This window comes from Paraburkholderia azotifigens, assembly GCF_007995085.1.
Lineage (GTDB): Bacteria > Pseudomonadota > Gammaproteobacteria > Burkholderiales > Burkholderiaceae > Paraburkholderia > Paraburkholderia azotifigens.
In genome coordinates this window covers 1,883,563-1,896,042 of sequence record NZ_VOQS01000003.1, presented here as the reverse complement: position 1 = coordinate 1,896,042, position 12,480 = coordinate 1,883,563, and the positions used below count along the sequence as shown (strand labels likewise).

Genomic DNA, 12,480 nt, shown 5'->3' with positions numbered 1-12,480 from the left:
CAGGGGACTAAGGGCGAAATTGATAAATGGCGTCACCGTTTCATCGGACCTTCTTGCTCCAGCCATGAACGGAACAGCGCGACCAGTTCATCGCCGGCCTTCCCATCCGGAACGTAAGTGCAATAGCTGCGCGACGGCAGACGAGGACGGGCAAACGGTGCGACAAGCCGGCCAGCGGCGAGATCGTCGGCGACCAGCGCAGTCGGCCCCATCGCGATGCCGATTCCGTCGATCGCTGCCTGCAAGGTCAGATAGAAGTGGTCGAACGTCAAAGCGGCAGCCGGCCTCAACGCAGGAACCCGTGCGCTCGCCAGCCAGTCAGGCCAAAGCCTGGGAAGACTCGACGTGTGCAGCAACGTGTGCTGCCGCAAGTCGCCCGGCACTCGAAGCGGTATGCGCTGCAAGAGCGCGGGACTGCAAACGGGGAGCCGCTCCTCGGACAGGAAAGGCCGCATCGCATAGCCGTAGAACGTATCCGGACCACCGCGGATGACGATGTCGTATTCCTCTTTCAAACTCTCCAGCGGCCCGTTCGATGTCTCCACCCTGACCTCGACGTCGGGATGTCCAGCACGGAATGTCGCCAGTCTCGGCACCAGCCAGCGCAACGTGAATGTCGCGGGTGCATTCACTGATAGCGTCCGCGCGACCGTTTCGGGCACCCCATATCTCTCCGTCGCCTGCGAGAGCCGCTCGAACAAGGGGCCGATTTCCCCGAGATATGCCTTCGCCGCGGGAGTCAGCGCCACGCGCCGGTTATGCCGCTCGAACAACGATGCGCCCAGCCACTCTTCGAGCAGACGCACCTGCTGGCTCACCGCACCGTGCGTCACGTGCAGTTCTGCGGCGGCTTCCTTGAAACTGCCAAGCCGGCCCGCAGCCTCGAAAGCCCGGAGTGCATTGAGCGGGGGCAGCGTTCGCTTCATTCGAAATAGTTTATCTAACGCGAACTGGCAATTTATCTCGTTTGTTGGCGAGCCACAAGATAGATATCCTTCTTCACGCAGTACCCTTGGACGCTTTCGCTCACTTTTCGACTCAACGCCCGCATGCTCAGCTACACCGGCGGCATCGTGCTCTTTGCCGCCATCCTCCACGCGAGCTGGAACGCAATGCTGCACGGCAATCGCGACCGGTTCTCGTCCATGACTTGGATGAGCATCGCCATCGCGGCGATCTCCACGCTCGTCGTCGTGTTCAATCCGTCGCCGGCAAACGCCTCGTGGCCCTACATCATCGCCTCGGGGCTCGTGCATATCGTCTACAACGTGAGCCTCGTGCGGTCGTATCGCCGCAGCGACCTGGCGCTGGCGTATCCGATCGCGCGCGGCTCGTCGCCGCTGCTCGTCACGCTCGGCGCCGCGCTTTTCGCGCATGAGGCGATCGGCCCCGTGCACGCGCTCGGGATCGCGATGATCTCGGGCGGCGTCATCGCGATTGCACTGCAGGGGCGGCACGTGTCGCGCGCGGGTGCGCTAGGCGCACTGACGACGGGCGCGACGATCGCGCTCTATACGGTGATCGACGGCATCGGCGTGAGGTTGTCCAACGGCGAGGCACTCAGCTACACCGCCTGGATGTTCCTCTTCTACTGGCTGATGCCCGTGCTGTTCGTCGCGAAGCGAGGCCTCGCGCCGCTATGGAAGCCGCTGCGCGCCGAGCCGCTGTCGGTCGGCACGTCGCTCGTCGGCGGGCTGGTGTCGATTGCGGCGTATGGCATCGTGATCTGGGCGCTGCAGTCGGGCGCAATGGGCGCCGTATCGGCGCTGCGCGAGACCAGCGTGGTGTTCGCGGTGCTGATCGGCCGGACATTTCTGCGGGAAGCGGTCAGCGGACCGCGCTGGCTCGCGTGCATGGTCGTCGCCGCTGGAGCGGTTTGCCTCGGGCTTTGAGATCGACGCGTGGGCGGGGCGAGAGCGCGGCCGCATCTTCAGGAAAGGAAACAATGAACAATCGGACTGGTCAGTGCCATTGCGGTGCGGTGCGATTCGAAGTGACGCTCAGCGACGGCTTCCATTCGATCCGCCGCTGCAACTGTTCTTATTGCCGGATGCGAGGCGCCGTTGTCGTCGCGGTCGAGACGGGTGGAATCAGATTTATGCAAGGCGAAGATGCGCTCACCCGTTACCGCTTCAACACGGGATCGGCGCAGCACTTCTTCTGCTCACGCTGCGGAATAAGCACCCATCTTCAGCGGCGCTCCAACCCGAATCTGTTCGGTGTGAACGTCGCTTGCCTGGACGGAGTCAGCCCTTTCGATTTCGCCGAGGTGCCTGTCATGGATGGCATCCATCATCCGAACGACACGGGCGGGCCTGCGCGTCGGGCGGGTACACTCCGTTTCATCCCGGCTGGCTGACCCGACGCACATCCCCGTTCCGAAGGGGCATCGATGACCGGCGTCTTCGCACTCTGCTGAAGCAGCACGGGATCGATCCTCTCGTTCGGATGACTATTGATTACATTTTCGAACGGCATGACGCCCGACTCTTCGACCTGTTCAGGCGGATTCAGATAAAAAATCAGGGACACTTCCGACCGCTCCGGCACGGCCGCGCCGACAGAATTATTGGTGCCTGATGATGCGCAAAAAAAGTACCCGTACAACGGGGCGTTCCTATTCAGCGGCGACATAAAAACAACTCGCGCCGCGACCGTCAAATCGACGAAAAGAGGCCAGAAAAAAGGCCTATTCGCGATGTAAACGCGCGCACGTGACCGCTAGTATTTCGTTCAATACCCGCGTTACGCATCGTCACGCGACCGATACCTGTCGGATCGCTTTCTCACATCGGATTTCCGGTTAATTCAGCATGACACGGCTTGCACGGCACTACGTCCCAGAACAACCGCAGCACGTTATCTTGCAGGGGCTCACGGGGCCCGCATTCCTCGACGAAGGAGACTACCTGTACTTCCTCGCCTGCCTCGCGGACGCAGCGCGCGTCGCCGATCTGGCAGTTCACGCGTGGGTGCTCATGCCCGACGCGGTGCAGTTCCTCGTCACACCTTCATACGAATCGAGCATCGCCATGGCGATGCAGGCCGTCGGGCGTCGCTATGTCGAGACGTTCAACCGCCGCCATGGCCGCCGCGGCACGGTATGGCGTGGCGGATACCGGGCAACGGTGATCGAGCCCGACCGCTATTTCCTGCTCGCGAGCCAGATCATCGATCAGGCGCCCGTGCGCAACCGCCTCGTGGCCGAACCGGGAAACTACCCGTGGTCGAGCTACACGCACCATGTCGGGCTGCGCGTCGACAGCTTCATCAAGGACCATCCGCTCTACCGGGCGCTGGGCGATACGGCGATCGAGCGCCAGCAGGCTTACCGCAATCTGGGCGCACAGCCTGTTGACGAAGGCGCAGTCGACGACCTGATGCAATCGGCGCTCAAGGGCTGGGTGCTCGGCAGCGCCGCGTATTGCGAATGGGCGGCGCAGACGGCCAGCCGGCGTTTGATGCCCGTGCTGCTGCGCGACCGCGCCCCGCAGGATTCGCAAGACGCGCGCCCTCGCCTGCGCGGACTGATCAAAGGAAAAACGAGCAAGGAAACCTCGCTCGTTTGAACGTGTCGACGTCAGGCCGAAGCGGTTCGATCCGCCCGGCCGACGGCTTCCTCACCGAATCTATTTGATTTTTCAGACCAGCATCTTTAAGTTTGTTGCTGGCGTCCGGTTCACGCGGCACACGGCGACGCTGTCAGCAAGCCGGTATCGGTTGACCGGCTCGCGCTCTGCCAGGCTCGGAGCGAATCAATGGAAAAGATCTTCTCGTACAAAGGCTTTGAGGTCACCGTGCAGCTCGATTCCGTGCGGGCTGTGTCGAGCGAATTCACCTATGGGCCTCCCGTCGGCTACGTCGCCGTGGTAAGCGTCTGCACGGCGGAGCCAAGAAGGCCGATAGGCCTGCCGATTCGCCTCGTCGCCGAAGACAATCGCGTGTTCGGTACGGCAGACGACGCGTTGGCGGCAGGATGCAGCGCCGCACAGCGTGCAATCGACGACAGAGTGATCTCCTGAGCACGACAAGGGCGAGTGGCACACGAGGGTCAGCCGTTTTCTATTGGGCAGAAGGCGGATTCAAAAGCTGACGCAGCGGATTCAGCGGGCCAATCGGCAGAAGCGAGAATGTCATCAGGTGCGCCTTCCCCAACGGAAGCGCTTCGAGCATGTCATGCGCCTGACCCGCATCCGTCACGTTCAGGATGAACACCACCCCGGCCCGATCCTCCAGCGAATACCACTGGTCGATCTTGCCCTCCAGATAAAGCTGCGCCGTCTCGCGAACTTCCATCGGAAGAATGCGTTGGACGCGTTGCATGTCCGTGCCCGGCGCAAAGGTGCCGATCGCCAGCATCTTCGTGGCGGGCGTGGTCGGCATCGAAGAGGTTTGCGCCATGGACACTCCAGCGAAAGCGAGCAACACGGAGGCAGTGGCCAGATTGAGAACAAGGCGCTTCATCAAGCCGCCTCGAACACGGCAGTGAGAATGCCGAGCCTGCCTTCCATGAGATTGCGCCCCAGGTTGGCGGTCAACTCCGCGAAGTCCGGTCCCATCACGACGCCGAGATTCGGCGAGGGCGGTGGCCCCGACGCACGCAGTTCGGCGAACCACGCCTTTGCCGCCTCGCTGTCGTTCTGCCATGTCAGCGTGCGGAAACCGGCTTGTTCGATTGCCTCGCGGGTTGCATCGGCTGTCATCAGAAAGCTCGTTGCCGGCGTTCGCGCCCACGGAACGGGATAGTACGGCTCGCCGCCGTTCGCGACGACGTCGTACGTGGCGAATCGGCCGCCCGGTTTCAGCACGCGCCGGATCTCGCTGTATAGCTGCGCACGCGCGGCGATATTCATCGCCACGTGCTGCAGCAATGCGGCGTCGAAAGCGTTGCCGTCGAAGGGAAGATCCAGCGCGCTGCCCGCCTGGAACGACACCCGTTCGCTCTGCCCGGTGCGCTGCGTCAGATAGCGCGCGGCATCGACGAACGGCTCGCTGAGATCGACACCCGTCACCCGGCAGCCATACGTTGCCGCGAGAAAACGGGCGGGCCCGCCGACGCCCGAACCGACGTCCAGCACCGACATGCCCGCCGAGATTCCCGCCAGTTGCGCAAGATCGGCCGTGGCGGCAAGCCCGCGCGTGTGGAAGTGATCGAGGACGCCCAGTTGCTTCAGCGTAAGCGGCTGATCCTCCCGCCCGAACACCTCGAGCGCGATCTTCAGCCGCTCGGTCAGGCCAGTCGCGCGATAGTGATCGCGCACGCCATCCAGTACGTCGGTCATGACAGAACTCCTCACTCACGAAATGCTGCGGCCAAGGTACCATCGACTTTGGCGAGCGACTATTCATCACAATGTTGACAGGCTATGAAGCAGAACTTCACAGTCAGGCAGGGCGCACTCGACGGCGTGGAGGTGTTCCTCAGCGTTGCCCAGCATCGCAGTTTCCGCAAGGCAGCCGCGGAACTTGGCGTGACGCCGTCGGCGATCAGCCAGACGGTGCGTGTACTCGAAGCGCGCCTTGGCGCCGTGCTCTTCATCCGCACCACGCGCAGCGTCGGTTTGACGGAAGCCGGCGAACGGTTTCTCGCGCGCGCCAAGCCCGCCTTCGAGGAACTGGTCGCGGCCAGTGAAATTGCGCGCGGGCTCGGCCAGCGGCCGTCCGGATTGCTGCGTCTCTCGGTGCCGCGCGCGGTCATCCCCATTCTGCTGGAGCCGCTGATCGTATCCTTCTGCCGGGCCTATCCAGAGGTCGAGGTAGAGCTGGCCGCGAGCAAGGAAGTGATCGATCTGGCGGCTGAAGGATTCGATGCCGCCGTCCGGCTGGGGCATCTCGTCGCGCCCGATATGGTCGCCGTGCCGTTGACGCCGCCGTTCCGTCTGATCGTCGTCGGTAGTCCTGCCTACTTCGCGGAGCACGGCCGGCCGGAACACACCGACGATCTGCGCACGCACGCATGCTTGCGGTGGCGTCGATCCAACGGCGCGCTTGCGCTATGGTCGTTCGACGACAATGGCCAGGCCGTCGAGATCGCTGTATCCGGCCCGCTCATCGCCAATGACTTCTCCACCATGCTGGGTGCAGCGACAGAAGGCCTGGGCCTTGCCCAGCTACCCGAGCCGCTCGCAATTGCCGGGTTGAAAGCGGGAAAACTCATACACGTGCTGGAGGCGTACGCGCCCGTGAGGCCGGGCGTATTTCTCTGCTATCCGGGCCGCCGCCAGATCATGCCGAAGTTGCGCGCGTTCATCGATCACGTGAAGAGCCGCACGTCAGGCGATCGCAAGGTTCAGGCACCCGCCGAGGCGAAGCGCGCCGCGTCGCGAAAGAAGGCTCGAGGGTCTGCTTGAAACGCGTGGAGGGAATCACCATCCCTGCACGATCCGATGACCTGCGCGATAGTTCACCCGTGAGCCGTTGACGGCACTCGACAGGCGATGCCGCAACTGCCCATTCGCGCTGCAACCGTCATCCGCGCGCTAAACCAGTGAGATACCGGTTCGTCACAACGGGAGAACCATCGTGCGTACTTCAAGTCTTCGTGCGGTGCCGGCGCTTCTGAACGCCATCGTTGCTCTCGCAATCTCAGCGCCTTGCAATTCGCCTGCATTCGCTGCCGGACCCCAGCCCTCTGCAACGTCCGACGAAGCGCCCTTCCTCGCGGAAAACGATGCCGCCATGACAAGAATGATGGACGGCATGTCCACGAAACCGACGGGCGACGTCGATCGCGATTTTGTCGCCACGATGGTGCCTCACCATCAAGGCGCCATCGACATGGCGCAGGCCGAACTGCGCTACGGACGCAACGAACAGCTACGCCGCATCGCGCAGGAGATCGTCGTCGAGCAGCAGCAGGAAATCGTCGCCATGCACGTTGCGCTCGGGCTACCGTTGCCGGCCCCTGCCCCCGCTCGGGACCAGCAAAAGCCCGCTTCGATGCCCGCCGCTCCTCGTCACGCGACGCCCGGCCACGGCATGCAGATGAACATGCCGAACCCGATGCAAGGGGAACAACAATGAATCGCCATTCGATCGTCACCCTCGCGTTGTCTGCCGCCGCGCTCGTGACGGTGCAGTTCGCGTGGGCGGGCCAGGCGCCCGGCTCGCAGTCCGATCCCGACATTCCCGTCAGCCACCACGATCGCGTGTACGCCGCCGAGCAGTTCTCGAACACGGTGTCGGTGATCGATCCTGCCGACAACAAGCTCCTCGGCCTGATCCGTCTCGGCGATCCGTCGCCGGGCAATTTCAGTCCGTTGTACAAAGGTCAATTGCTCGTGCACGGCATGGGTTTCTCGCCCGACCATCACACGATCGCGGTTGTCTCGATCGGATCGAACTCGGTTTCGTTCATCGACACGCAGACGAACGCCGTCAAGCATGTCACCTACGTCGGCCGCTCTCCGCACGAGGCGTTCTTCACGCCCGACGGAAAAGAAGTCTGGGTGACCGTGCGAGGCGAAAACTACGTCGCGGTGCTCGACGGAAAAACATACGAAGAGAAAACACGCATTACCGTCCCGCCCGGCCCCGGCATGCAGATATTCTCGCCGGACGGGAAGTACGGTTATGTCTGTTCGTCCTTCAACCCGGAGATCGAGGTGGTGTCCGTGGCCGACCACAAGATCGTCGGCACGGTCGCGCAGGCGAGCCCCTTCTGTCCCGACCTGGCGGCAACGCCCGACGGCACGCAGGTCTGGTTCACGCTCAAGGACACCGGCAAGGTCCAGGTGTTCGATGCAAGGCCGCCGTTCGCGCCGATCAGGACGCTCGACACCGGCCCGATCACGAATCACGTGAACATCGTGCATAACGCGAAGGGCACGTTTGCGTACGTCAGTGTCGGAGGCCTGAATGTGGTCAAGGTATTTCGAACCGACGACTTCTCGCAGGTCGCGACGATACCTGTCGGCAGCCTGCCGCACGGCTTATGGCCGTCGGGCGACGGCAGCCGCATCTATGTCGGGCTCGAGAACGCCGACGCGATGACCGCGATCGACACGCTGACCAACACGGTCATCGCAACCGTGCCGATTGGCCAGGCGCCGCAGGCCGTCACCTACGTGCCGAACGCAGTAGGAGAAGGCGATGCGACGCAGAACCTGCAGACGCTCGGCCTCGCCGGCCAGAGCGTGCACATCGTGCTGGTGCCGGTGGGAACGGGCAAGACGGCGGATGCCTCCCGTGCGCCTACGACCGTCGCGCTGTTCGACCAGGGCCTCGTGCAGGTTCTCCAGGCCGCCGTCACCGGCCTGCAACCGAAGCAGCCCTACGTCCTGGCTCTCGCCGATAACCGCGATGGCACAGGCGACCTGCAGGTGCTCGCGAATTTCATGTCCAATCCGGCGGGCTCGGCGATCGTCAATGCGCTCGGGCAGATCCGCCAGCTCATCACCCCGGGTATGGTCAATGCCGACGACAAGCGCCGCTATCTCGTGGTCGCCCCGCAAACGTCGGGCAAGCCTGGCGCTCCCATACAGATCCAGTCGCCGTGACTGGGCATTCTGCCGCCGCGAACGCGACGTGGCGGCGGAGCCGCGCTCTTTGGCGATAATTGCCGTATTCTTTCGCCCCTGGACCAACCCGGCGCCTCGATTGTCGAAACCTCGAAGCGCCGCCGCACCCTTCACCTTTTATGAGCAAGCCAAACGCACAACAGCGCCGTCTGGATGCATTGCTGCATCAGGCCGTCGCCATGCAGCAGAACGGAGCGCATGCCGAAGCAGAAGAGATCTATCGCGAGATCCTGGCTGAGCGCCCCATGCACCTCGATGCACTCCAGTTGCTCGGCGCGCTGGCGCTGCAGACGGGACGCATCGGCGAGGGCATCGAACTGCTGAAGAAGGCCATCTCGATCAACAGCAGGCACGCACCGCTTCACTCGAATCTCGCCTATTCCTACAACGCGCAGCGCCGCTTCGGGGAAGGTCTGGCAAGTGCGAATCGCGCGCTGGCGCTGCAACCCGCTTTCGCCGACGCCCTGAACAATCGCGGCAACGCATTGGCCGGTCTCGACCGCCCGGCAGAAGCACTGGAGAGTTTCGACAAGGCGCTCGCGTTGCAGCCCGAACTCGCACAGGCTTGGAACAACCGTGCGTGTGTATTGCGCGACCTCGACCGCCCCGCAGAGGCGATGACGAATTGCAATCAGGCCATCGCCTTGCAGTCCAGCTATGCCGAAGCGTGGAGCAATCGCGCCAATGCGCTGAGCGATATGAATCGTCCGCTCGACGCGCAGGCGAGTTATCAGCGTGCACTCGAACTCGCGCCGCATTTCGCCGATGCCTGGAACAATCTCGGCCTCGCGTTCGTCGACTCGAAACAGCATGACGAAGCGCTGCGTTCCTACGAACGAGCGCTATCGCTGGCTCCCGATTCTGCCGAAGCACACTGGAACTACGCGTTGTGCCTGCTGCAAACGGGCCAGCTCGAACAGGGCTGGCGAGAATACGAATGGCGATGGCAACGCCACCGCATCGCGGCCTCGCAGCGCGGCTTTACGCAACCGCTATGGCTGGGCGATTTCCCGCTTGAGGGCAGAACGATCCTGTTGCATGCGGAACAGGGCCTCGGCGACACGCTGCAGTTCTGCCGTTATGCGCCCCTCGTCGCAGCCAGAGGCGCGAGAGTCATACTCGAAGTGCCGAAGGAACTGATGCGGCTGCTCGCGACGCTCGATGGCGTCACCGAACTCGTCGAGCAGGGCCAGCCTGTGCCGGCGTTCGATTGTCAGGCGCCGCTGCTGAGTCTGCCGCTCGCATTCGGCACCGATCTGACGAGCATTCCATCCACGACGCCCTATCTTTTCGCGGACCATATCGCCGCGAAAAGTTGGGCGGAACGGCTCGCCTCCGAAGGAAGCGCCGCGCTGAAAGTGGGTATCGTGTGGGCGGGCGGGAATCGTCCGCATGTCGCGGAGTTGAGAAAGACCGATTCGCGGCGTTCGATGGCGCTCGACACGCTGAAGCCGATTCTGGACGTGCCGACTGTGCGCTTCTACAGCCTGCAAAAAGGCCCTGCCGCATTGCGGTTGCGCGAGCGGCCCGAGTTGGCGAGCCGCGTGGTCGATCACACGGACGAGTTCGACGATTTCGCCGACACGGCTGCTTTCGTCGATAACCTCGATCTCGTCATTACCGTCGATACCGCTGTCGCCCATCTGGCAGGCGCGCTGGGTAAGGAAGTGTGGATCATGAATCGCCTCGATACGTGCTGGCGATGGCTGCTCGATCGCACGGACAGTCCATGGTATCCGGGTGCGAAACTGTTCCGGCAAGCGACGCTAGGCGACTGGAGCGGCGTTGTTGAAGCGGTGCGCGATGCGCTGGCCGAAAGAGCTTTGCCAGCAGAGTGAAGAGGCGGCGAGCCGTCCCAATCTGCGGGACGATGCAGGCGCAACTCGCCGTCACGGTTTGAAGTTCAGTGCTCACCCGATCCCAACGGGCGATCGGGTGGATGGACGCGACAATATCAATGCACGGTGTGGGCGATGCCGAACTCCTCATCGTCCTCGTCGGACGAAGCCTGATCGAGGATCGCGCAGCGGAAGTCCGACTTGACGCGAAGGATGGCCGATTCGATACGCGCATCGCCGCGATGGCCGCTCAGCCGCGTATTGATTGCCTCTTCGACGGCGAGAATGGCCTTCTCGATGCTCTCCGGGTCGTCGCTGTCGAAACCGATCTCGACCTCGATGCTCTCCAGCAGGTTCATCGCTGTTGCGATGTCCTCGGATGCGACGAACAGCGTCTTGGCGTTCTCTCTCATCTACCCTCCCCGTTGGGTTGTCCAGAGTGTTCAGACAGGTGCGAGTTGCACGACTATCGTTGCACATCCGGCGCGAACCTGCCGGGCAAGTAAGCAAGTGTTGGGTTCGAAACAACGGAGGGGTTGCCGTTCATGGCGAATCGAATAGAATCGACCATTCCCCACCTCGACGCGCGCCCGCTCGGGCAACAGGCTCCGGCCGACACCATCGCGGCTCGTCCGCCACGCCGCCGATACCTCGTAACCCCGCACCACAAACCCCTTCAGGATGCGGGTCAGTTCGCTGAAATCCGCTTTGGTCTCGAGCCGCAGAATGAAATCGAGGATCGCATCGTCGGTGCTTTCGCCCACCACGCCCGCGACGATACTGCGATGCTTGGCGATCACCTCGTCCTGGCTCAACGGATTTCGCGGATCGCCCTTCGCATACTGAGTGGCCGCTGAGAGTTTGCGACCGTCGGCGAGCGTGACATCGACACGTGCAGGCCATGCTTGCGGGTATTGCGCGTCCAGCGCCGGATCGACGTGGCAGGTCACCTTGTCCATCAGGCGTTCGATCTCCGGGCTGGCGAACTGCGCCGGTGTGAAATCGACGAAAGAAACGCGTCGCTTGACGAAGCCGAGCGCGACATTGAACGGCACGCTGAACTGCGCGTCGATCATCAGCTTCGGACGCCGCTTCTGTTCAATCGGCTCGCATACCAGCGCCATCGCGGCCTGCACCGTATAAACGGCGATGCTTTCGATTGCCTCGAGAGGAAGGTCCGCGCACGCGGCAAGCTGCAGCACGGAATCGTTGATCGACTGGATGTAGTAGTTGCAGGGATAGTACTTCAGCGCGGTCTGCGCGATGGCGAGCGTCTCGCCTTCGCCCACCGGCAACGCCTGAGGCAACGGGTCGCCCGAATAAGCATGCAGGTAACCGAACTTGCCTTCGATGGCAGTCGGCGGCGCCGTGATGCCGTGCTGCGCCAGTTCCGCCGCGATCAGGCCCGCATGCGAAGCCCAGCCGCCGTGAAAGCGCTTCGTCCAGGCGCCGTCGGTGACGAATTCGAGCAAACCCGCCGCCTGGCTGCATGCAACCCCGAGCGCATGGGTAGTCTGCCGCTCGTCCAGTTCGAGAAGTGTGGCAGCCGTAGCCGCCGCGCCCAACGCGCCCGTGGTGCCCGTCGGATGAAAGCCGCGCGCGTTGGTCACTGCCGGCTTGAGCGCGGCGGCGACACGGCAGGCAACTTCGAATCCGGCGACAACCGCTGCAATGAAGCGTTTTCCGCTGGCGCCCCGTTCTTCCGCCAGCGCGAGTGCCGGCGAAAAGACGAACGACTCGTTATGTATCGAACCGGGCAGGAACGTGTCGTCCAGTTCCATGCTGTGCGCGGACATGCCGTTTGCCAGTGCGGCCCACGAAGCATGCACCGGGTCGGGGCGGCCGAGCAGCGTGGCCCCGCCCGGAATCGGACGAGCGGCAGCCAGCATGCGGACGGGCCGGCTGGAATCCAGAATGGATCCGTGCATCGCGATCGCGATGTAGTCGATGAAGAAATGCTTCGCGCGCTCGACGACAAGTGGCGGCAGCGCTTCATAGTCGAGACGGGTGCAGAAGCGGGCGAAGGTCTGCGCCGCGCTCGGCCGCACGCCGGCGTTGCAGGCTGGCGTCTCCATGAAGCATGACCTCCCAATACCGCTTTTCGCGGACTATGCGGGGAACAG

At 63.1% G+C, this 12,480-nt stretch carries 12 protein-coding genes and 1 pseudogene; 8 read left to right on the top strand and 5 right to left on the bottom strand.

Annotated features, from left to right (window positions below; translation table 11 throughout):
* Positions 1 to 32: 32 nt before the first annotated feature.
* A complete protein-coding gene (gene gcvA, locus FRZ40_RS25700) occupies positions 33 to 926 on the bottom strand; it encodes a transcriptional regulator GcvA (protein WP_147236006.1) in 894 nt (297 codons plus the stop codon).
* 123 nt (positions 927 to 1,049) lie between these two features.
* On the opposite strand from gcvA, the gene FRZ40_RS25695 reads away from it, so the two are divergent.
* The 4 genes and pseudogenes from FRZ40_RS25695 (at position 1,050) to FRZ40_RS25680 (ending at position 4,022) form a co-directional block, all read left to right on the top strand.
* Positions 1,050 to 1,892 (top strand): DMT family transporter, encoded by an 843-nt coding sequence (locus FRZ40_RS25695; RefSeq protein ID WP_147236005.1) that lies wholly within the window; start codon positions 1,050 to 1,052, stop codon positions 1,890 to 1,892.
* Positions 1,893 to 1,945: 53 nt separating this feature from the next.
* A complete protein-coding gene (locus FRZ40_RS25690) occupies positions 1,946 to 2,359 on the top strand; it encodes a GFA family protein (RefSeq protein WP_081767503.1) in 414 nt (137 codons plus the stop codon).
* 454 nt (positions 2,360 to 2,813) lie between these two features.
* A pseudogene (locus FRZ40_RS25685) lies at positions 2,814 to 3,531 on the top strand (transposase).
* A 227-nt stretch (positions 3,532 to 3,758) separates the two neighbouring features.
* A complete protein-coding gene (locus FRZ40_RS25680; RefSeq protein ID WP_028366744.1) occupies positions 3,759 to 4,022 on the top strand; it encodes a hypothetical protein in 264 nt (87 codons plus the stop codon).
* Positions 4,023 to 4,062: 40 nt separating this feature from the next.
* On the opposite strand, the gene FRZ40_RS25675 is transcribed toward FRZ40_RS25680, so the two are convergent.
* The gene (locus FRZ40_RS25675; RefSeq protein ID WP_231516111.1) at positions 4,063 to 4,464 is read right to left on the bottom strand and encodes a hypothetical protein; all 402 of its coding nucleotides are present in this window, start codon (positions 4,462 to 4,464) and stop codon (positions 4,063 to 4,065) included.
* Positions 4,464 to 5,282: a class I SAM-dependent methyltransferase gene (locus tag FRZ40_RS25670; protein ID WP_028366742.1), complete on the bottom strand. Its 819-nt coding sequence runs from the start codon at positions 5,280 to 5,282 to the stop codon at positions 4,464 to 4,466. Before FRZ40_RS25670 ends, FRZ40_RS25675 begins: the two co-directional genes overlap by 1 nt.
* Before the next feature lie 84 nt (positions 5,283 to 5,366).
* Here FRZ40_RS25670 and FRZ40_RS25665 point away from each other — a divergent pair, with 84 nt between their 5' ends.
* From FRZ40_RS25665 to FRZ40_RS25650, 4 genes are all read left to right on the top strand, one after another.
* On the top strand, positions 5,367 to 6,350 hold the full coding sequence (locus FRZ40_RS25665; protein WP_147236003.1) for a LysR family transcriptional regulator: 984 nt from the start codon (positions 5,367 to 5,369) through the stop codon (positions 6,348 to 6,350).
* A gap of 172 nt (positions 6,351 to 6,522) precedes the next feature.
* Positions 6,523 to 7,023 (top strand): DUF305 domain-containing protein, encoded by a 501-nt coding sequence (locus FRZ40_RS25660; protein WP_028366741.1) that lies wholly within the window; start codon positions 6,523 to 6,525, stop codon positions 7,021 to 7,023.
* Positions 7,020 to 8,498, top strand: coding sequence for a YncE family protein (locus tag FRZ40_RS25655; RefSeq protein WP_147236002.1), 1,479 nt, complete (start codon positions 7,020 to 7,022; stop codon positions 8,496 to 8,498). Before FRZ40_RS25660 ends, FRZ40_RS25655 begins: the two co-directional genes overlap by 4 nt.
* A gap of 140 nt (positions 8,499 to 8,638) precedes the next feature.
* Positions 8,639 to 10,357 carry a tetratricopeptide repeat protein gene (locus FRZ40_RS25650; RefSeq protein ID WP_147236001.1) on the top strand — a complete coding sequence of 573 codons (1,719 nt, stop codon included), beginning with the start codon at positions 8,639 to 8,641 and terminating at the stop codon, positions 10,355 to 10,357.
* A gap of 116 nt (positions 10,358 to 10,473) precedes the next feature.
* Here the strand turns inward: FRZ40_RS25650 and FRZ40_RS25645 are convergent, their stop codons facing one another.
* Together FRZ40_RS25645 and FRZ40_RS25640 are read right to left on the bottom strand one after the other, a co-directional pair.
* On the bottom strand, positions 10,474 to 10,770 hold the full coding sequence (locus FRZ40_RS25645; RefSeq protein WP_028366738.1) for a hypothetical protein: 297 nt from the start codon (positions 10,768 to 10,770) through the stop codon (positions 10,474 to 10,476).
* Positions 10,771 to 10,800: 30 nt separating this feature from the next.
* A complete protein-coding gene (locus FRZ40_RS25640) occupies positions 10,801 to 12,432 on the bottom strand; it encodes an MmgE/PrpD family protein (protein WP_240057280.1) in 1,632 nt (543 codons plus the stop codon).
* Positions 12,433 to 12,480: the final 48 nt, after the last annotated feature.

What these genes read in the sequence shown, in the direction of transcription:
- gcvA (WP_147236006.1), bottom strand. Translation starts at nt 926, where the DNA reads ATGAAGCGAACGCTGCCCCCGCTCAATGCACTCCGGGCTTTCGAGGCT.
- FRZ40_RS25695 (WP_147236005.1), top strand. Translation starts at nt 1,050, where the DNA reads ATGCTCAGCTACACCGGCGGCATCGTGCTCTTTGCCGCCATCCTCCAC.
- FRZ40_RS25690 (WP_081767503.1), top strand. Translation starts at nt 1,946, where the DNA reads ATGAACAATCGGACTGGTCAGTGCCATTGCGGTGCGGTGCGATTCGAA.
- FRZ40_RS25680 (WP_028366744.1), top strand. Translation starts at nt 3,759, where the DNA reads ATGGAAAAGATCTTCTCGTACAAAGGCTTTGAGGTCACCGTGCAGCTC.
- FRZ40_RS25675 (WP_231516111.1), bottom strand. Translation starts at nt 4,464, where the DNA reads ATGAAGCGCCTTGTTCTCAATCTGGCCACTGCCTCCGTGTTGCTCGCT.
- FRZ40_RS25670 (WP_028366742.1), bottom strand. Translation starts at nt 5,282, where the DNA reads ATGACCGACGTACTGGATGGCGTGCGCGATCACTATCGCGCGACTGGC.
- FRZ40_RS25665 (WP_147236003.1), top strand. Translation starts at nt 5,367, where the DNA reads ATGAAGCAGAACTTCACAGTCAGGCAGGGCGCACTCGACGGCGTGGAG.
- FRZ40_RS25655 (WP_147236002.1), top strand. Translation starts at nt 7,020, where the DNA reads ATGAATCGCCATTCGATCGTCACCCTCGCGTTGTCTGCCGCCGCGCTC.
- FRZ40_RS25650 (WP_147236001.1), top strand. Translation starts at nt 8,639, where the DNA reads ATGAGCAAGCCAAACGCACAACAGCGCCGTCTGGATGCATTGCTGCAT.
- FRZ40_RS25645 (WP_028366738.1), bottom strand. Translation starts at nt 10,770, where the DNA reads ATGAGAGAGAACGCCAAGACGCTGTTCGTCGCATCCGAGGACATCGCA.
- FRZ40_RS25640 (WP_240057280.1), bottom strand. Translation starts at nt 12,432, where the DNA reads ATGGAGACGCCAGCCTGCAACGCCGGCGTGCGGCCGAGCGCGGCGCAG.